The sequence below is a fragment of the Roseobacter sp. HKCCD7870 genome, from assembly GCF_037830315.1.
In the GTDB taxonomy this organism is placed as follows: domain Bacteria; phylum Pseudomonadota; class Alphaproteobacteria; order Rhodobacterales; family Rhodobacteraceae; genus M30B80.
This window is the reverse complement of sequence record NZ_JBBLYO010000002.1, coordinates 525405-542306: the sequence shown is the minus strand read 5'-3', so window position 1 is coordinate 542306 and position 16902 is coordinate 525405. Positions and strand designations below refer to the sequence as shown.

The window sequence follows — 16902 nt, the reverse complement described above, 5'->3', positions numbered from 1 at the left end:
GGCGGTTTAGGCCAACCGCTCCTTGATCAGCGCCCCTGCAGCACCGAAATCCATCTGCCCTGCATAGGCCGCTTTCAGCGCCCCCATCACACGGCCCATATCGCGAATACTGCTCGCCCCTGTCTGGTCAATCGCGGCATCAATCGCTGCGGCGATTTCCGCCTCGGACAGTTGGCGCGGCAAGAACCCTTCGATCACTTTGATCTCTGCAAGCTCTTTTTCGGCCAATTCAAGGCGCCCGCCCTCTTCATAGACATTGGCGCTGTCGATCCGTTGTTTCACCATTTTGGCAAGGATGGCGAGAATCTCACCTTCATCGACACCCTCGGTCTTGCCTGCGCCGCGCGCGGCAATGTCCTGATCCTTGATCGCCGCATTGATCAAACGCAGGGTTGATAAACGCGCAGCATCCTTTTCGCGCATCGCGTCTTTTAGGCCGTTGGTGATACGCTCTCGCAAACTCATGGTCTTATCCCCAGATTGCAACGGGCCATCTGACCCGCACCAGACCGCCCGTTTAAGGCATTTTTTGCCGCGCAACAACCTTTGAAATAGGGGGCAGATTGGTGGTTGCAACTTGGTGTCGCAAGGTGCTTGACCCTGCACGCTTGGACACTTAGGTTGCCGCGAATTTCAACATCGCCGTAATCGGAGCAGCGCCATGACTGAACGCCCCACTGCATGTCTTGTTTTGGCTGATGGAACCGTGTTCTACGGCAAGGGTTTTGGCGCCACAGGCCAGACCGTTGCCGAGCTGTGCTTCAACACCGCGATGACGGGCTATCAAGAGATTATGACCGACCCCTCCTATGCTGGGCAGGTCGTAACCTTCACCTTCCCGCATATTGGCAACACAGGCATCACCGCCGAGGATGACGAGACCGCCGATCCAGTTGCGGCAGGGATGATTGTGAAACGGGATCCAACAGAGCCCTCCAATTGGCGGATGGAGCAGAACCTGACCACATGGCTGTCCGCACGGGGCCGCATCGGAATGGGCGATGTTGACACCCGCCGCCTCACCCGCGCGATCCGCCAACAAGGCGCGCCACATGTCTGCTTGTCGCATGATCCTGAGGGTAATTTCGACATTGAGGCGATGCTGAAGGAGGCGCGCGCATGGCAGGGTCTGGAGGGGCTCGACCTCGCCCGTGAGGTGACTTGCGCGCAATCCTATCGTTGGGACGAGATGCGTTGGTCATGGCCTGAGGGCTATAGCAAGCGCACGGGCACTGGCCCCAAAGTGGTGGCGATTGATTACGGTGCCAAGCGCAATATCCTGCGCTGTCTCGCAAGTGCCGGATGTGATGTCACCGTGATGCCCGCCAGCACCACCGCCGAAGAAATCCTTGCGCAAAACCCCGATGGTGTATTTCTGTCGAACGGGCCAGGCGACCCTGCCGCAACGGGGGAATATGCCGTGCCGATGATCCGTGCGATTTTGGAAAAAGACCTGCCCGTTTTTGGGATTTGCCTTGGCCACCAAATGCTGGCTTTGGCGCTTGGGGCGAAAACCGTGAAAATGAACCACGGGCATCATGGCGCAAACCACCCTGTCAAAGATTTGGAAACGGGCAAAGTCGAAATCACCTCGATGAACCACGGGTTCACTGTCGACAGCCAAACCCTGCCTTATGATGTTTTGGAAACTCATGTCAGCTTGTTTGATGGGTCAAATTGCGGCATCCGCGTCAAGGATCGCCCGATCTTTTCCGTTCAGCACCACCCCGAAGCCAGCCCCGGCCCACAAGACAGCTATTACCTGTTCGAGCGCTTCGCAGCCGCCATGGCAACACGCTAAAGTTGAAGGGGGTAAAAGCCCCCTAAACCCAAGGCTGTATAACGCGGAAATCTTTGAATTTTCGTAAAAAATTATCCGCGATTAGGATTTTGTTAACCATCGCAGCGCTTCCCTAACGGGGCTTGAAACGCGAAGATTTCAAGTCGGCCATCAGGGGTGCGGGCCCCCGTTTCATTGGGCTAAAACAAAGCATGGGGTTTTTGGTGGCACGGTGGTGACACGCAAACCTAGCTGACCGCGCCCGCCTCCTCCTTGAGGCGCACCTCAAAGGCAATGGAAAGATGTCGCCGCAATGCATCGGCCGCTGCATCCCCATCACGCGCGGCAATGGCGTTGACGATATCATCATGCTCGTCCAAGGCTTTTTCGCCCCGCCCTTTTGCGGCCAAGGATGTGGTGGCCATCAACGCCATTGAGCGATGAACAAGATCCAATTGCTGCACCAAATAACGATTATGGCTGGCAAGATGGATTTGCTTATGAAAGCGGCGGTTTGCACGGCTCAGCGCCTGCGGATCATTCAATAATTTGCGATCCGCCTGTGCCATTTCGCGCAAGACGCGCACCTCCTCGGTTGCGGCATGTTGCGCGGCCAAACGGGCGGCCAAGGCCTCTAACTCGGTGCGCACGGCATAAAGTTCGGCCATCTGTGCATGATCCAATGAGGCCACAATCAGACTGCGCCCATCGCGGGTGAGCAGGCTTTGGGTTTCCAACCGCTGCAACGCCTCGCGCACGGGTGTGCGGCTGACACCGAACCGCTCGGCCAATTCCGATTCCACCAAACGCGATCCAGGGCGATAGATGCCGCCATCTATCGCATCCAAAATCATATCATAGGCGTCTTTTTGCTGTGGCTTGCTGTGCATCGCGTGGGGTCTTTCCAATTCTTAACGCTGCCAAAGCTAAGCAGCCCCGCCCCCCTTGGCAAGCAAAAGCACCTAAGGCTAGTGTAGCGGCCATGAAACACGCAGATTTCCAACATGTCGACACATGGGTGTTCGATCTCGATCACACGCTTTATCCCGCCTCAATGGCACTGTTTGATCAGATCAATATCCGCATGTCCGCGTTTGTCATGCGCGCCTTGAATGTCGATGCGCAGGAGGCGGATCGTATCCGCCACACCTATTGGCGCGCCCATGGCACAACCCTGGCGGGGCTGATGGCACAGCATAATATCCCGCCCTATCCGTATTTGGACGAGGTGCATGAGATAGATTTTAGCATCCTCAAACCAGATCCGATTTTGGCAGACCGTATCACGCGCCTGAGGGGGCGGCGTATCGTCTACACCAATGGCACCGCTGATTATGCCCGTAATGTTTTGCACCATCGGGGTTTGTCGGGCCTATTCGACGCGATTTACGGGGTCGAGGACGCCAATTATCGCCCAAAACCAGACCCTGATGCCTTTGCAATGATATTTGGCAAAGACGGGCTCAGCCCAACGCGCGCCGCGATGTTCGAGGATGACCCGCGCAATCTGGCCGTGCCGCATGAATTGGGCCTGCGGACGATCTTGATTGACGAAGAGGGTAGCCATGAGGGCCCAAGTGCCCACATCCATCACCAGACCCACGATCTACCATGGTTTTTAGGCCATATATTGGGTGATCTCGATTAAGCCACATCCGCGACTGGCATGGGCTTGCCATCGGCCTGCCATGCATGGGCCGCGCAACCAAAAGCCTCGTATAATAGGCGCGAGACAGGGTCTTCTGCGGCGCGATATTCAGGATGCCATTGCACCGAGAGGGTAAACCCCCGCGCGCCTTTGATGTAGATGGCCTCAGGCGTGTCATCAGGGGCCCATCCATCAACCACCACATCACGGCCTAAGGTCTTTAACCCCTGACCATGCAAGCTGTTGGTGGTCACCTCGGCGCTGTTATAGAGCCGCTGAAACGGCCCTCCTTGCGTGAAGCGCACGACATGGCGCGGTGCGAATTTTTCCTCCAAGGTGCCATCGGGCGGCATGCGGTGGTTCATCCGTCCGGGTAAATCGCGGATTTCGGGGTAAAGACTGCCCCCCATGGCCACGTTCACCTCTTGGAACCCACGGCAAACACCAAGGATAGGCAAGCCCCGCTCGACCGCCGCGCGGATCAGGGGCAATGTCACAGCATCACGGTTGCGATCAAAGGCGCCATGCGCCTCTGTTTCTTCCTCGCCATATTCCTCGGGATGAACATTCGGGCGACCGCCCGTGAACAAAAACCCATCACAAATCTCAAGCAGGTCTTCGTAATTGACGAAATTTGGATTGGCAGGAATGGCCAAGGGCGTGCATTTGGCGACATCCGATACAGCACAACAGTCCATAGTCCCCACTGTATGCGCGGGGTATTGATCATTGATCAGATGAAAATTTCCAATAATTCCAATGACCGGGCGGGCCATGATATCCTCTCCTTCAGGCTTTTGGGGACGCCGTTAGGAAAAATCTGTTCCTCAAATCTATAGGCCTTCGCCCAACTCACCGCAAGAATTTAGCGGGGCGGCTTTCGATAAATTTATCCTCATTTTGAGCCAAGATAGGCTGTCACCTCGATCTCAATCTTCATGCGTGGGTCTTGCAGGCCTGCCACAAACATTGTGGCCGCAGGGCGCACTGCGCCAAGCCATTTTTGCGTGACAGGCCAGCACGCGGGCCAAAGGGCGGCATCGTTCACGATGTAATGCACCCGCACCACATCGGAGATTGACGCACCGCCTGCCCGCAGGGCGGTGTCAATATTGGCAAAGCATTGCTCGGCTTGGGCCGCGATATCGGCATCAATTTGCATGGTGCTGTAATCAAATCCCGTGGTTCCCGACACGAAAATCCAATCACCTTGCACAACTGCCCGACTATATCCGATCTCGGCTTCAAAGGGCGAGCCTGAGGAAATCAGGCGCCGCCCTGATGGGGCATCCGCGCTCATGGTTCTGCGTCAAGCCCTGCTGCGGCAATACCCGCCACAGCTGCATCGCTGTCATTATCGGATGTGTCACCCGTGACCCCAACTGCGCCGATCACAACGCCATCCCGCTTGACCAGAACACCACCGGGCACAGGCACGACACGGCCCCCAAAGGCCCCGTTGACCGCATTGACGAAATAGGCCTGCGCCTCGGCCCGCGCCATTTGCGCCTTGCCGCCCATGCCCAACATAACCGCGCCATAGGCCTTGGCGCGCGCAATCTCAAACCGACCTGGGCTTGCGCCATCCTCGCGCTCAAAGGCTTGAATATTGCCGCCTGCATCGAGAACAACGACCGAAAGGGGCTTTAGCCCCATCTCGCCGCCTTTGGCGCGGGTTGCAGAAATGATTGTGCGTGCCTGATCGAGTGTGATCATCTTGGTCTTGTCCCTCTTGTCTTGATCTTGGGGCCATAGCCCCCGCCTCTTCAGATAGCACGTTCAAACAAAGAGGAAATGGTCTTCTGTCAGCTCTGCCTCAGCCTGACCTGATAAAACGACCGAGCCTAGGCCGTAGTTCAAAATCAAATCCGTTTCTTCGCACGAGAGGCTCAACGCCTCCATCACCGATAGCCCCTCTAGCTGAAAGGCAAGACGATCCATGACTTGCACTCTTCAAACACAGTGTTTGACAGTGACAACGACATTTTCGGGCTTTGTGCAGATGGGCGGAGGGTTAGGTCTGCCGCGCAGAGGTATCACGACCCCTCAAAAGACGCGCGGCGGTCTATCGAAAGTAAAGACACCCGTCTTGTGGCAGGCAAGCCCCCCCTTTTTCGCGCGGGTTCCACGATAAAATAACCCCCGTGCCAGCGATCCGACAGGCACGGGAGGCAGAGATAAACCGATAAAATCGGGTCGCGTTAGGCCGCTTTCCATTCAAGGCGGCGGGCGTGTAAGACTGGCTCAGTATAGCCAGAGGGTTGCACACGGCCCTTGAATACCAGATCACAAGCCGCCGCAAAGGCGATGCCGTTAAACCCGGGCGCCATTGGGCTATAGGCAGGGTCGCCTGCATTTTGGCGATCAACCACCTCGGCCATACGGCGCATGGCGGCCATGACCTGATCCTCGCTGACGACACCATGATGCAGCCAATTCGCGATATGCTGCGCGCTAATGCGGCAGGTGGCGCGGTCTTCCATCAGGCCCACATTGTTAATGTCTGGCACTTTCGAGCAGCCAACACCCTGATCCACCCAACGCACAACATAGCCCAAAATCCCTTGGGCGTTATTGTCCAATTCACGGGTGATCTGGTCTTGCGACCAACGGCGATAGCTGGCCATTGGAATATCCAACAGACCCGTCACATAGGCACGGCGACCACCTGCGGCCAGTTTCTCCTGCACCGCAGCCACATTCACGCGGTGATAATGGGTGGCGTGCAGGGTCGCGGCAGTCGGGCTTGGAACCCAAGCGCAATTTGCGCCCGCGCGCGGATGCTCGATCTTTTGCTCTAGCATCGCGGCCATGGCATCGGGCATAGCCCACATTCCCTTGCCGATCTGCGCGCGACCGCGCAACCCGCATTCCAAACCAATATCCACATTCTGGTTTTCATAGGCGGTGATCCACGATTTGCGCTTGATGAAATCCTTGCGGCTGAATGGCCCTGCCTCCATGGAGGTGTGAATTTCATCACCCGTGCGATCAAGGAAGCCTGTGTTGATAAAGCACAAGCGATGCTTGGCTGCGCGGATACATTCCTTGAGGTTAACCGAGGTACGGCGCTCTTCATCCATGACACCCAGTTTGACCGTATTTGGTTTCAGACCCAAAACGCCCTCAACATGGGTGAAGATCTCGTCCGCAAAGGCAACTTCCTCAGGCCCGTGCATCTTGGGCTTCACCACATAGACCGACCCTGCATGACTGTTGCGCAGACCATCCGCTTTCTTCAGGTCATGCATAGCGATCAATGCGGTGATCATCGCATCCATCATGCCCTCGTAAGCGTCGCTGCCATCTTTGAGCAAAATCGCAGGGTTGGTCATCAAATGACCCACGTTGCGCACCAGCATCAAAGCGCGGCCTTTCACGTCAAACGTGCTGCCATCGGGCGCGGTATAGGTTTTATCAGCGGCCAAGCGGCGGGTCATGGTTCGCCCACCCTTCTTAAAGCTTTCCACCAAATCGCCCTGCATCAAACCAAGCCAATTGGAATAGGCCAAAACCTTGTCCTCGGCATCGACACAGGCCACGGAATCTTCGCAATCCATGATAGCCGAAACCGCAGATTCCAAACGGATATCCGCAAGCAAGGCTTGATCACGGCTGCCAATCGGATGGGCGCGGTCAAAGACCAATTCAACATGCAGGCCATTGTTGCACAGAAGGATGGCATCAGGCGCCTTTGCATTGCCCGTATAGCCCTTGAACTGCGCAGGATCTGCGAGGGGCTTGTCATCCATCATCAACTGCCCCTTATCCACGCTATAGCGGCGGATATCGGCATGGCTTGCCCCCTCAATGGGGAAGCTGTCATCAAGGAAGACCCGCGCGCGCGCCACAACGCGCGATCCACGACCGCGATCATAGCCACCTTTGGGGGGCAGGCTGCCCATAGCATCCGTGCCATAAAGCGCATCATAGAAACTGCCCCAACGCGCATTGGCCGCGTTCAAGGCAAATCGCGCATTGGTGATGGGCACAACCAATTGTGGGCCTGCCACTGTGGCGATCTCAGGGTCAACGCGATCCGTGTCGATCTGGAAATGTTCCCCCTCAGGCAAGAGATACCCGATCTCACGCAAAAAGGCCTGATAGGCATCGCCATCATGGGGCTGACCACGGCGCGCAATATGCCAATCATCAATCTGACGCTGAAAATCTTCACGCTTTTGCAAAAGGGCGCGGTTTTTATCGACTTTGCCATGCAAAAGATCAGAAAACCCCGTCCAAAATGCATCAGCGGCCACGCCAGTGCCAACCAAGGCCCGAGTCTCGATGAAATCCGCCAAAACCTGCGCCACTTGCAGGCCTGCACGCTCTACACGTTTGGTCATTTGCGAGGTCTCCTCTCTTCATGCTGCACAAAAGCAGCCCGCGTCCCTTCCCTCGCGTTAGCCAAAAATCAGACGAGAGGCAAGCGATCTGGTAAAATAAACAGACCAATTATCAAGGAAAGGTAAATTACGCTTTGGCCGACTTGCGCGCCGCGCGGCATTTGTCCGAGCAATAGCGCACCTCCTCCCAATCCTTGGCCCATTTGCGCCGCCACACGAAGGGACGACCACAGGTGGCACAGGTTTTTTGAGGCAGGTCTGATTTGCGTTTCATTTTGGGCATAGCTGAAATTTAGCGCGCTTATCCCAAGGGGCCAGGGCGGCGTTCCTCTGACAACAGCACATTCGCCTCGACATTCCCAACCCCAGGCAGGGTCATGATACGGCGGCGCAGCACACGCTCAAAATCTGGCAGATCGCGGGCAATGATGCGCAGCCTGTAATCATACAGGCCCAGAACATGCTGCACCAACTGCACCTCAGGGATGGCGGTCACCGCGCGCTCGAAATCCTCAAGGCTGACGCGCCCCTTGGTGGCCAATTTCACCCCCAAAAACACTGTCACGCCAAAGCTCAGCTTTTCAGCATCAAGATCAAGACGGCGGGTGGTGATCACACCTGCATCAGTCAGGCGCTTGATGCGCCGCCATGCTGCGGGTTGGCTTAAGCCAAAGCGCCGCCCGATCTCGGCGGCCTTTTGCGTGGCGTCCTCCTGCAAAGCGCGCAAAATTTGGCGGTCAATCGGATCAAGATCAATCATAAGGGCAAGCTTTCGCTGTCTTTGATTGCCGCGACATGCATCAGGGCCTCGATATCTGCGATATGCGGCAGGCTTAGAATGCGGTCGCGGTAAATTTCTTGGTAATGCGGCATGGTGCGCGCAATCACCTCAAGGCGCACATCAACACGGCCCAAGAATGTTTGAATTTCGGTCACCTCTGGCACGGCGCGCGCGGCGGCGATAAATTCATCAAAGGCGCGTGGATCTGTTTTATCCAATGAGATCCGCAACGACACCTGAACCGCATAGCCAAGTGCCCGCCAATCAATAACAGCGCGCGTCCCGCGCAACGCGCCCATCGCCTGCATGCGATCAAGCCGTTTATAGCAGGTCGCCACAGGCACACCCGCCGCTTTGGCCACCCGCGCCACAGGTTGGTCAGGGTCAGACTGTAGATGACGCAAAATGCGGCGATCTAGATCATCAAGCATGAAATAATCCAAATATAAATATACACGAATGATCTTATCATATAATACTCAAATTAATCAAATATTCATCCGCACTTCGCAGCAAACCGCGCTTATACCAACGGCAGATGTAATTTGCAGCCAGCAAGGAGAAAGCCGATGCGCGTCTATTACGATCGCGATTGCGATGTGAACCTAATCAAAGACAAAAAAGTTGCTATCTTGGGCTATGGCAGCCAAGGCCATGCGCACGCGCTGAACCTGCGCGACAGCGGGGCGAAGAATGTTGTTGTGGCCCTGCGCGAGGGCTCCCCTTCTGCCAAGAAGGCCGAGGGCGAAGGCCTCAAGGTTATGGGGATCGCGGAAGCCGCCGCTTGGTGCGACCTGATCATGTTCACCATGCCCGATGAATTGCAGGCCGAAACCTATAAGAAATACGTCCATGACAATCTGCGCGAAGGCGCGGCGATTGCATTCGCCCACGGCCTGAACGTGCATTTCGGCCTCATCGAGCCTAAGCCCGGCGTTGATGTAATCATGATGGCGCCCAAAGGCCCAGGCCACACAGTGCGCGGCGAATACACCAAAGGCGGCGGCGTGCCTTGCCTTGTGGCCGTTCACAATGATGCAAGCGGCAAAGCCTTGGAAATCGGCTTGTCCTATTGCTCCGCCATTGGCGGTGGCCGTTCGGGCATCATCGAAACCAATTTCAAAGAAGAGTGCGAAACCGACCTCTTCGGTGAACAGGCCGTGTTGTGCGGTGGCTTGGTTGAACTGATCCGCATGGGCTTTGAGACTTTGGTCGAAGCGGGCTACGCCCCTGAGATGGCCTATTTCGAGTGCTTGCACGAGGTGAAGCTGATCGTTGACCTGATCTACGAAGGCGGCATCGCAAACATGAACTACTCGATCTCGAACACGGCCGAATATGGCGAATATGTCTCTGGCCCCCGCATCCTGCCTTACGATGAAACCAAGGCGCGGATGAAAGAGGTCCTGACTGATATTCAGACAGGTAAATTCGTTCGTGACTTCATGACCGAAAACACCGTGGGCCAGCCCTTCTTCAAAGGGACACGCCGCATCAATGACGCACACCAGATCGAAGAAGTGGGCGAAAAACTGCGCGGCATGATGCCTTGGATTTCCGCAGGGAAGATGGTGGACAAAGCGAAGAACTAAATCGCTTAGCAGCTCAACCGATCAAAGGCCCGTCCGCAAAGACGGGCCTTTTTTCTGTCGCCCCATTGCACATGCCCCCTGAAGGCGGCAGAACCTGCTTTGGCAGGAGCAGAACATCATGACCGAAATCCGTATATCCGACAGCCCCAGTGCCTCTAATTGGGCCTCGATCGCCGCGCTTGGTGTGATCTGGGGCGGCACATTTATGGTCGTCTCCATCGCGCTTGAGGGCTATGGCCCGCTCACTGTTGCGGCTGCGCGCACCACATTGGGGGCGTTGGCCTTGCTTGGATTGATGGTGGCCCTTCGCCGCCCCCTGCCCACCTGCGCCGCATGGCCCTATATTCTGATCATTGGTGCGCTCAATTCCGCGCTGCCCTTCTCACTTCTGTCGTGGGGCCAGCAATATGTGCCTTCGGCCTTTGCAGGTATTTCCATGGCCGCGCTGCCCCTGTTCGTGCTGCCTTTGGCACATGTCTCTAGTGATGAAAAAATGGATCGCCGCCGCGTGATTGGCGTGACTGTGGGCTTTTTGGGCGCACTAACTTTGGTGGGCCCAAACCTTGGCGCGGCGTTTCAAACGGGCACCTCACAAGGATGGGAGGTGTTGGCCCCCCTCGCCTGTTTGGCCGCGACCATTTCCTACGCCGTGTCCTCGGTGATGACCCGCACCTGCCCTGCGGTTGACCCCATCAGCCTTGCGGGAACGACCCTTGCTGTTGGGGCGGTTTTGATCCTGCCTGCGATGCTGATCGTTGAAGGTTTGCCGCAATGGCAAGGCCTTCGCTCAGGTGGGGCCATCATCGTGCTTGGCCTCTTTCCCACCGCGCTTGCCGCGCTTTTGCGGGTGTCTGTGATCCGCAGCGCGGGCGCGGTGTTTATGACCTTGGTCAATTATCAAGTGCCGCTGTGGTCGGTGTTCTTTGGCTGGCTGATCCTGTCAGAAGATCTGCCTTTGCGCTTTTTTGTGGCGCTTGGATTAATCTTGTGCGGGGTCGCAATCAGCCAATGGAAAACCGTGATCCGTATCCTCGGCCCACGCGCCTGATCCCCTTAGCAGGGGCGCGCAAGGATCAAAATTTGCTCTGCCCCATTGCGCAAGAAGCCAAACTCGCTTGGGCTTGCGGATAGGATCGCTGCGCGGGCGGCGGGATCTGCCAACATTTGATCTACGCCCGTGCGCAAATCGGCCGCATCGCGCGCCACCGCCTCGGCGCTAAAACAGGCAGAATAGCCCGCTTGCGCAATGCGATCCGACAAGGGGGCCAGCCCACCCGAAGCGAGATCAACCGCACGCGCGGCGGCGACACCTTGCAATTTCGGTGAATGGCGCAGCGGAATGGTCAGCCCCGCATCCGCGCGCGCGATGGCTAGATAGGTGCCCACACGCCCAATTTCCGAGGATTGGCGCAGGGAGAGACGACCATCTTGATCAGGCCCGTTTTGCGGCGCGTTTGGCGCGCAGGCCGCAAGGGCCGCAACCACGAGACCAAGCGAAAGAAATTTACGCATGACGCACCCCATAAAAGATCAAGATTGCTCAGACAAAAGCACCAATGCCGCCTGATGTAAATCGCGATTGGCTGCAGCCAAGACCTGCCCGCCCTGATGGGCAGGGCCGCCTTGCCAATTGGTGACAATGCCCCCCGCCGCCTCAATCACGGCAATCGGGGCGGCGATGTCATAGGATTGGAGACCCGCCTCAATCACCAAATCTGCCTGCCCCAAGGCCACCAAACCATAGGCGTAGCAATCCATCCCATAGCGCGTCAAAAGCACCTGATCGCGCACTGCTTCGAAGGCGAGACGCTCGGAGATCGCGCCGATTTCTGGAAAAGTCGAAAAGAGCCGCGCTTCGGCCAAAGATTTGCGCGCGCTTGTCCGCAAGATCATTTCGCCTTGCGGGCCAGTCATGTAATTTTGCCTCAAACCGCCGATAAAACGCTCGCCAATATAGGGTTGGTCAATGACCCCGAAAATTGGGCCTGTCTCATTCAACAGGGCAATCAACACCCCCCAACTGGGTGTGCCCGTCATAAATCCACGCGTGCCGTCAATTGGGTCTAGCACCCATGTCAGGCCCGATTGCCCCGATTTTGCGCCAAATTCCTCGCCCAATATCGCATCTTGCGGGCGGCGTGCCTCGATTAAGGCGCGCATCGCTGCCTCGGCCTCGCGGTCGGCTTCGGTTACGGGATCAAATCCCGCGTTGGCCTTGTTTTCGGTTGAAAGCCCCGCTTGACGAAATCGGGCCAAGGTCGCTTTGCGCGCAGCATCCGCCAGATCATGGGCCAAGGCAATCAGCTCGGCCGCTTCGACATCGGTCACATTGGGCAAATTGCGGGTCGCGGTCATGATGGCATCTCACTGGTGGCAGCAGGGCCTTCTGCCCCGCCCCCGCGCAGTGCCACGCAAAACCGCCCTAGGTCAAGCGGCCGCGTCCGACAGAACCCGCGCCAAATCAAACAAACGGCGGCGCTGATTTTCTGGGATCGCGTAATAAGAGCGGATCAAATCCAACGCTTCCTTATCCGCCAAAAGATCATCGGGCTGATTTGCGGCGGTGGTGTTGGCTTCGTCCAATCCCTCAAAGAAATACTGCACAGGCACGCCAAGCGTTGCCGCAATATCCCAAAGGCGCGAGGCGCTGATGCGGTTCATGCCAGTTTCGTATTTTTGGATCTGTTGGAATTTGATCCCAACATGGGCCGCGAGCTGTTGCTGGGTCATACCCACCATCCAACGGCGATGACGAACGCGCTTGCCGACATGAATGTCTACGGGATGTGTCACTTGGTTACTCCTGCGACTGCGATTGGTGTTTGGCAACAAACGACCACAAAAGCCAAGCGAGTTCGCAAGACATCACTCAACCCATGCGGCACCGATTGCAAGATAGGGCGCAACGAATATCGGTCAAGAAAGGGGAGAGGCAGACCCGATAATTCACGCGCCAAAGCCGGTCACACAACCTGCGCTCGGAGCCCCATGATACCGCATAAGGCGAATTTTTCCTAACGAAAAAGCGCGCGGCGCTTTGACGGCTTGGCGCGATGTCTTAACTGTGCAAGATCAGGGGCTTGGATGATTGGGAAAGGATTTTGCCATGCAAGCATGGGAGTTGAGCGCCTTTAACACCGCGCCAGAAATCCGTGAACTTCCGATGCCACGCCCTAACAAAGGCGAGATCAGGGTACGCATTGCGGCCTGTGGTCTGAACTTTGCCGATCTGCTTATGATTGAGGGAAAATACCAAGACACCCCGACCCCGCCCTTGGTAATGGGGTTGGAATTGGCAGGCGTGGTGGATGCGCTTGGGGGTGGGGTGACAACCCACGCGGTGGGGGATCCTGTGGCCGTTTATGCGGGCCAAGGCGGTTTGGCAGAATATGGATGCTTTCCCGCACAGCGCGCCCTGCGCCTGCCAGATCACATGCCCTTGACCGAGGCCGCAGGATTTTTGATCGCCTATGGCACCTCGCATCTGGCATTGACGCGGCGTGCGCGTCTGGCTGCGGGGGAAACCCTTGCCGTGCTAGGTGCGGCAGGTGGGGTCGGCCTGACCGCGGTGGAAATCGGCGCAAGCCTTGGGGCCAAGGTCATCGCGGTGGCACGCGGGCAAGCCAAGCTTGAAATTGCCAAACGCGCTGGTGCGGATCATGTGATTGACGCAGACGCCCCCGATCTGCGCGACCAATTGCGCGCCCTTGGCGGTGTTGATGTGCTTTATGATGCGGTTGGCGGCGCGGGATTTGAGGCAGGATTTCGCGCTATGCGGCCCGAAGGGCGGATTTTAAGCATCGGCTTTGCCAGCGGCACCGTTCCGCAAATCCCCGCCAATCATCTGCTTGTCAAAAATCTTGATGTTATGGGCCTGTATTGGGGCGGGTATCTGCGCTTTAATCCAGAGGCCTTGCAACACTCCCTTGAGCAGGTTTTTGGCCTTTACACACAAGGCGGCCTCAAGCCTCATATTGGTGCAACTTACCCGTTTGACGCCCTGCCTGCAGCCCTTGACGCACTTAGATCGCGCAAATCCACGGGCAAAGTGGTGATCGAAATTGCAAAGACCCTTTAACACCTATCACAGGCTTACGTGATAGGAAAAAACTATCAAACCTTTGAGTGTGTTTTGCATAGCTTTCACTTGAAAAAATAGCCTTTGTTGCCAATATTAAGGCCTAGGACGGGCGGCAGAGTGCCGCCTGCGACCCCAAGGGTCGGCTCTGCCACCCTTTTTGATCGTCACAGCCATCTCTGTAGGAGGGATCAATGGCACCATATCAAACGATGCGCTCAGCGGCGGCCTCGGCCAATGCAGCGCAGATTGATCAGGGCTTGCGCGCCCATATGAACAAGGTCTACGGCACCATGTCCGTAGGCATGGTCATGACCGCAGGCGCTGCTTGGGCAATCGGCAGCAACCCTGCGCTGAACGCCCTGTTCCGCGACCCGATCACGATGCAGCCCAATATCCTTGGCTGGATTGCCATGTTCGCGCCGCTGATCATGGTCTTTGCCTTTGGCGCGGCGGTGAACCGCTTGTCTGCCGCAGCAGCGCAGTTGTTCTTCTATGCCTTCGCTGCCGTGATGGGTATCTCCATCTCGTGGATCTTTGCTGTGTTCACAGGCGTGTCCATTACACAGACCTTCCTGACCACCGCCATCGCCTTTGCGGGGCTTAGCCTTTACGGCTATACAACCAAAAAGGATCTCAGCGGCTTGGGCACATTCTTGATGATGGGTGTGATTGGCCTGATTGTAGCCTCGATCATCAATATTTTCTTGGGCTCACCCGCGATCCATTTCGCGATCACCATCTTGGGCGTGCTGATCTTCGCAGGTCTGACTGCCTATGACACCCAGTCCATCAAACAAGAATATGTCGACCATGCCGTGCATGGCGATCAGGAATGGCTGAACAAATCCGCGATTATGGGGGCGTTGCGCCTCTATCTCGACTTTATCAATATGTTCATGTTCCTGCTGCAATTCTTGGGCAACCGCGAATAAGCCTGCAGGGCACATATCCAAAAATGAAGGGCCGCATGAACAGTGCGGCCCTTTTTCATTGCTGTATCACGCCAATAAAAAAGCCGCGCAATCAGGCGCGGCTTTTTTATGTATATCCGAGAGAGGCAGATCTTATTTGATCTTACCTTCTTTGTATTCGACATGCTTGCGCACGACTGGGTCGTATTTGCGCGCTGTCATTTTCTCGGTCATTGTGCGTGCGTTTTTCTTGGTCACATAGAAGTGGCCCGTGCCCGCCGTGGAGTTCAGGCGGATTTTAATCGTGGTCGGCTTCGCCATGGCGTTGCTCCTTGAACGGCGTTGATCGGCGCGAGAATCCGCGCGCGAGATAACTATGTTTGGGCGCTTTTACTGACGGGACGGCAGGTGTCAACCGAAAAACGGGGAAATAAGCGCGCCCGCCCCCGCCATAATCACAAGAACGCGGATCAGGCCTATCTTCTGCCACAGCAGTAAGATTGCCGCGAGAAGGGTCAAGATCACGGCAGCCAAATCAAGGCTCGCCCAATCAGGCAGCCACAGCCCGCTGTCGCGCGTGACCGTTTCAAACCAGACATGCAGCGCGAACCACACAGACAAATTGGCAATAACCCCAACAACCGCCGCCGTAACCCCGTCAAGCGCGGCCTGTAGCTTGGGCCATGCAACTAAGCGATCCACTTGTGGCGCGAATAGGAATATCCACAAGAAGCAGGGTATGAACGTCACCCAAAGGGTCAAAAGCGCGGCAGTGACCGCACCTGCCCACCCATAGGCGCCAAACCCCGCAAGGAAGCCCACAAATTGCGTCACCAATATCAGCGGCCCGGGCGTGGTTTCAGCCAAGCCCAAAGCATCCATCATCTGCCCTGTGGTGAGCCATCCAAAATCCCCGACAACTTGCTGCACCATATAGGCCAAGACCGCGTAAGCCCCGCCAAAGGTCACAAGCGCCAGTTTCGAGAAGAAAAGCCCAACCTCCAACAACAGCCCCTCAGGCGCAATCAGGTATAAAAGCCCCAAGGGCGCGGCCCACAACCCGCCCCAGATCGCGAGATGAGCAAGGCTGTTGGACGGGCGCCTTTGCGGCAGGTCTGCCACCGCCGCAATCGGCGTGATCCAACCCAAATAGCCAATCAGCGCCGCCCCTGCGATCACCAAAGGAAAGGGCAGATCTAATACGAACAGTGCCGTAAATGCCAGTCCCGCAATCCACACGGCAACGGCCCCCTTTAAGGCGCGCTTTGACAGGTTCAAAAAGGCTTGGATGACAATCACAATCACCGCTGCCTTGATGCCCAAGAACAGCGCCGCCATAAGCGGCAGCTGACCAAAGCCCACATAAAGCGCGCTTAAGGCCATGATCACCGCCGCACCCGGTAAGACGAAAAGCCCCCCACCGATCAAGCCACCCAAAGTGCCGCGCAAGCGCCACCCTGCATAGGTCGCCAGTTGCATAGCCTCTGGCCCGGGCAAAAGCATGGTGAAGGACAGTGCCGCAAGAAATTGTCGTTCGCTCAACCAATTGCGCTGCTCGACCAACTCACGATGCATCAAGGCGATTTGCGCGGCAGGCCCGCCAAAGGACAAAACCCCAATGCGCGCAAAAACCGCGAAAAGCGCGCTCAGACTGGGGGGGTGTTGATTTTCGCTCATGCTGGCGCACCTATACTACGGATCACGGCTATGGCGTGACACTGTGACAGTCAGATGACGACCCGCCAAGTGTTCGGTTTACCTAA

The 16902-nt window shown here is 56.7% G+C and carries 21 protein-coding genes; 6 read left to right on the top strand and 15 right to left on the bottom strand.

Annotated features, from left to right (window positions below; all coding sequences use genetic code 11):
* Nucleotides 1-6: 6 nt before the first annotated feature.
* Entirely contained in the window at nucleotides 7-465 is a 459-nt protein-coding gene (locus AAC637_RS11135) for a GatB/YqeY domain-containing protein (protein WP_340301148.1), read from the bottom strand.
* Nucleotides 466-661: 196 nt separating this feature from the next.
* Here AAC637_RS11135 and carA point away from each other — a divergent pair, with 196 nt between their 5' ends.
* Entirely contained in the window at nucleotides 662-1801 is a 1140-nt protein-coding gene (gene carA, locus AAC637_RS11130) for a glutamine-hydrolyzing carbamoyl-phosphate synthase small subunit (RefSeq protein ID WP_340303614.1), read from the top strand.
* Nucleotides 1802-2028: 227 nt separating this feature from the next.
* Here the strand turns inward: carA and AAC637_RS11125 are convergent, their stop codons facing one another.
* On the bottom strand, nucleotides 2029-2670 hold the full coding sequence (locus tag AAC637_RS11125; RefSeq protein ID WP_317655191.1) for a GntR family transcriptional regulator: 642 nt from the start codon (nucleotides 2668-2670) through the stop codon (nucleotides 2029-2031).
* Nucleotides 2671-2762: 92 nt separating this feature from the next.
* Between AAC637_RS11125 and AAC637_RS11120 the strand changes: the two genes are divergently transcribed.
* Nucleotides 2763-3428, top strand: coding sequence for a pyrimidine 5'-nucleotidase (locus AAC637_RS11120; RefSeq protein ID WP_340303613.1), 666 nt, complete (start codon nucleotides 2763-2765; stop codon nucleotides 3426-3428).
* On the opposite strand, the gene AAC637_RS11115 is transcribed toward AAC637_RS11120, so the two are convergent.
* The 8 genes from AAC637_RS11115 to AAC637_RS11080 all read right to left on the bottom strand — a co-directional run bounded on the left by AAC637_RS11115 (nucleotide 3425) and on the right by AAC637_RS11080 (nucleotide 8986).
* On the bottom strand, nucleotides 3425-4204 hold the full coding sequence (locus AAC637_RS11115; protein WP_340303612.1) for a gamma-glutamyl-gamma-aminobutyrate hydrolase family protein: 780 nt from the start codon (nucleotides 4202-4204) through the stop codon (nucleotides 3425-3427). The genes AAC637_RS11120 and AAC637_RS11115 overlap by 4 nt on opposite strands.
* A gap of 119 nt (nucleotides 4205-4323) precedes the next feature.
* Entirely contained in the window at nucleotides 4324-4728 is a 405-nt protein-coding gene (locus tag AAC637_RS11110) for a RidA family protein (RefSeq protein WP_340301153.1), read from the bottom strand.
* Nucleotides 4725-5144 carry a GlcG/HbpS family heme-binding protein gene (locus AAC637_RS11105; RefSeq protein WP_340242257.1) on the bottom strand — a complete coding sequence of 140 codons (420 nt, stop codon included), beginning with the start codon at nucleotides 5142-5144 and terminating at the stop codon, nucleotides 4725-4727. The genes AAC637_RS11110 and AAC637_RS11105 overlap by 4 nt, the downstream gene beginning before the upstream one ends.
* Before the next feature lie 63 nt (nucleotides 5145-5207).
* Nucleotides 5208-5369 (bottom strand): hypothetical protein, encoded by a 162-nt coding sequence (locus tag AAC637_RS11100; protein WP_340255481.1) that lies wholly within the window; start codon nucleotides 5367-5369, stop codon nucleotides 5208-5210.
* A 260-nt stretch (nucleotides 5370-5629) separates the two neighbouring features.
* On the bottom strand, nucleotides 5630-7774 hold the full coding sequence (locus AAC637_RS11095; RefSeq protein WP_340303611.1) for a malate synthase G: 2145 nt from the start codon (nucleotides 7772-7774) through the stop codon (nucleotides 5630-5632).
* 127 nt (nucleotides 7775-7901) lie between these two features.
* A complete protein-coding gene (locus tag AAC637_RS11090; RefSeq protein ID WP_340303610.1) occupies nucleotides 7902-8057 on the bottom strand; it encodes a DUF2256 domain-containing protein in 156 nt (51 codons plus the stop codon).
* Between the two features lie 18 nt (nucleotides 8058-8075).
* Nucleotides 8076-8534: an Lrp/AsnC family transcriptional regulator gene (locus tag AAC637_RS11085; RefSeq protein WP_340303609.1), complete on the bottom strand. Its 459-nt coding sequence runs from the start codon at nucleotides 8532-8534 to the stop codon at nucleotides 8076-8078.
* Nucleotides 8531-8986: an Lrp/AsnC family transcriptional regulator gene (locus AAC637_RS11080; RefSeq protein ID WP_340242252.1), complete on the bottom strand. Its 456-nt coding sequence runs from the start codon at nucleotides 8984-8986 to the stop codon at nucleotides 8531-8533. Before AAC637_RS11080 ends, AAC637_RS11085 begins: the two co-directional genes overlap by 4 nt.
* Nucleotides 8987-9124: 138 nt before the next feature.
* Between AAC637_RS11080 and ilvC the strand changes: the two genes are divergently transcribed.
* Nucleotides 9125-10147, top strand: coding sequence for a ketol-acid reductoisomerase (gene ilvC / locus AAC637_RS11075; RefSeq protein ID WP_317655201.1), 1023 nt, complete (start codon nucleotides 9125-9127; stop codon nucleotides 10145-10147).
* Nucleotides 10148-10280: 133 nt separating this feature from the next.
* Nucleotides 10281-11195 carry a DMT family transporter gene (locus AAC637_RS11070; protein ID WP_340303681.1) on the top strand — a complete coding sequence of 305 codons (915 nt, stop codon included), beginning with the start codon at nucleotides 10281-10283 and terminating at the stop codon, nucleotides 11193-11195.
* A gap of 5 nt (nucleotides 11196-11200) precedes the next feature.
* On the opposite strand, the gene AAC637_RS11065 is transcribed toward AAC637_RS11070, so the two are convergent.
* The 3 genes from AAC637_RS11065 to AAC637_RS11055 form a co-directional block, all read right to left on the bottom strand.
* Nucleotides 11201-11659: a CAP domain-containing protein gene (locus AAC637_RS11065; protein ID WP_340303608.1), complete on the bottom strand. Its 459-nt coding sequence runs from the start codon at nucleotides 11657-11659 to the stop codon at nucleotides 11201-11203.
* 18 nt (nucleotides 11660-11677) lie between these two features.
* Nucleotides 11678-12502: a histidinol-phosphatase gene (hisN, locus tag AAC637_RS11060; RefSeq protein ID WP_340303607.1), complete on the bottom strand. Its 825-nt coding sequence runs from the start codon at nucleotides 12500-12502 to the stop codon at nucleotides 11678-11680.
* A 72-nt stretch (nucleotides 12503-12574) separates the two neighbouring features.
* Complete coding sequence (locus AAC637_RS11055) at nucleotides 12575-12940, bottom strand: helix-turn-helix domain-containing protein (RefSeq protein WP_317655204.1); 366 nt, start codon at nucleotides 12938-12940, stop codon at nucleotides 12575-12577.
* Between the two features lie 313 nt (nucleotides 12941-13253).
* Between AAC637_RS11055 and AAC637_RS11050 the strand changes: the two genes are divergently transcribed.
* Both AAC637_RS11050 and AAC637_RS11045 read left to right on the top strand, forming a co-directional pair.
* Nucleotides 13254-14225, top strand: coding sequence for an NADPH:quinone oxidoreductase family protein (locus tag AAC637_RS11050; RefSeq protein WP_340303606.1), 972 nt, complete (start codon nucleotides 13254-13256; stop codon nucleotides 14223-14225).
* Nucleotides 14226-14419: 194 nt separating this feature from the next.
* On the top strand, nucleotides 14420-15160 hold the full coding sequence (locus AAC637_RS11045; RefSeq protein ID WP_340303605.1) for a Bax inhibitor-1/YccA family protein: 741 nt from the start codon (nucleotides 14420-14422) through the stop codon (nucleotides 15158-15160).
* 132 nt (nucleotides 15161-15292) lie between these two features.
* Here the strand turns inward: AAC637_RS11045 and rpmG are convergent, their stop codons facing one another.
* Nucleotides 15293-15460: a 50S ribosomal protein L33 gene (gene rpmG, locus AAC637_RS11040; protein WP_111731977.1), complete on the bottom strand. Its 168-nt coding sequence runs from the start codon at nucleotides 15458-15460 to the stop codon at nucleotides 15293-15295.
* Nucleotides 15461-15550: 90 nt separating this feature from the next.
* A complete protein-coding gene (gene chrA, locus AAC637_RS11035; protein ID WP_340303604.1) occupies nucleotides 15551-16816 on the bottom strand; it encodes a chromate efflux transporter in 1266 nt (421 codons plus the stop codon).
* Between the last annotated feature and the right edge of the window lie 86 nt (nucleotides 16817-16902).

Excerpts from the sequence above, each read along its gene's own strand:
- AAC637_RS11120 (WP_340303613.1), top strand. The coding sequence starts at position 2,763 with ATGAAACACGCAGATTTCCAACATGTCGACACATGGGTGTTCGATCTC.
- chrA (WP_340303604.1), bottom strand. The coding sequence starts at position 16,816 with ATGAGCGAAAATCAACACCCCCCCAGTCTGAGCGCGCTTTTCGCGGTT.
- AAC637_RS11090 (WP_340303610.1), bottom strand. The coding sequence starts at position 8,057 with ATGCCCAAAATGAAACGCAAATCAGACCTGCCTCAAAAAACCTGTGCC.
- AAC637_RS11050 (WP_340303606.1), top strand. The coding sequence starts at position 13,254 with ATGCAAGCATGGGAGTTGAGCGCCTTTAACACCGCGCCAGAAATCCGT.
- AAC637_RS11080 (WP_340242252.1), bottom strand. The coding sequence starts at position 8,986 with ATGCTTGATGATCTAGATCGCCGCATTTTGCGTCATCTACAGTCTGAC.
- AAC637_RS11085 (WP_340303609.1), bottom strand. The coding sequence starts at position 8,534 with ATGATTGATCTTGATCCGATTGACCGCCAAATTTTGCGCGCTTTGCAG.
- AAC637_RS11110 (WP_340301153.1), bottom strand. The coding sequence starts at position 4,728 with ATGAGCGCGGATGCCCCATCAGGGCGGCGCCTGATTTCCTCAGGCTCG.
- ilvC (WP_317655201.1), top strand. The coding sequence starts at position 9,125 with ATGCGCGTCTATTACGATCGCGATTGCGATGTGAACCTAATCAAAGAC.
- AAC637_RS11105 (WP_340242257.1), bottom strand. The coding sequence starts at position 5,144 with ATGATCACACTCGATCAGGCACGCACAATCATTTCTGCAACCCGCGCC.
- hisN (WP_340303607.1), bottom strand. The coding sequence starts at position 12,502 with ATGACCGCGACCCGCAATTTGCCCAATGTGACCGATGTCGAAGCGGCC.
- carA (WP_340303614.1), top strand. The coding sequence starts at position 662 with ATGACTGAACGCCCCACTGCATGTCTTGTTTTGGCTGATGGAACCGTG.
- AAC637_RS11095 (WP_340303611.1), bottom strand. The coding sequence starts at position 7,774 with ATGACCAAACGTGTAGAGCGTGCAGGCCTGCAAGTGGCGCAGGTTTTG.
- AAC637_RS11135 (WP_340301148.1), bottom strand. The coding sequence starts at position 465 with ATGAGTTTGCGAGAGCGTATCACCAACGGCCTAAAAGACGCGATGCGC.
- AAC637_RS11100 (WP_340255481.1), bottom strand. The coding sequence starts at position 5,369 with ATGGATCGTCTTGCCTTTCAGCTAGAGGGGCTATCGGTGATGGAGGCG.
- AAC637_RS11115 (WP_340303612.1), bottom strand. The coding sequence starts at position 4,204 with ATGGCCCGCCCGGTCATTGGAATTATTGGAAATTTTCATCTGATCAAT.
- AAC637_RS11065 (WP_340303608.1), bottom strand. The coding sequence starts at position 11,659 with ATGCGTAAATTTCTTTCGCTTGGTCTCGTGGTTGCGGCCCTTGCGGCC.
- AAC637_RS11125 (WP_317655191.1), bottom strand. The coding sequence starts at position 2,670 with ATGCACAGCAAGCCACAGCAAAAAGACGCCTATGATATGATTTTGGAT.
- rpmG (WP_111731977.1), bottom strand. The coding sequence starts at position 15,460 with ATGGCGAAGCCGACCACGATTAAAATCCGCCTGAACTCCACGGCGGGC.
- AAC637_RS11045 (WP_340303605.1), top strand. The coding sequence starts at position 14,420 with ATGGCACCATATCAAACGATGCGCTCAGCGGCGGCCTCGGCCAATGCA.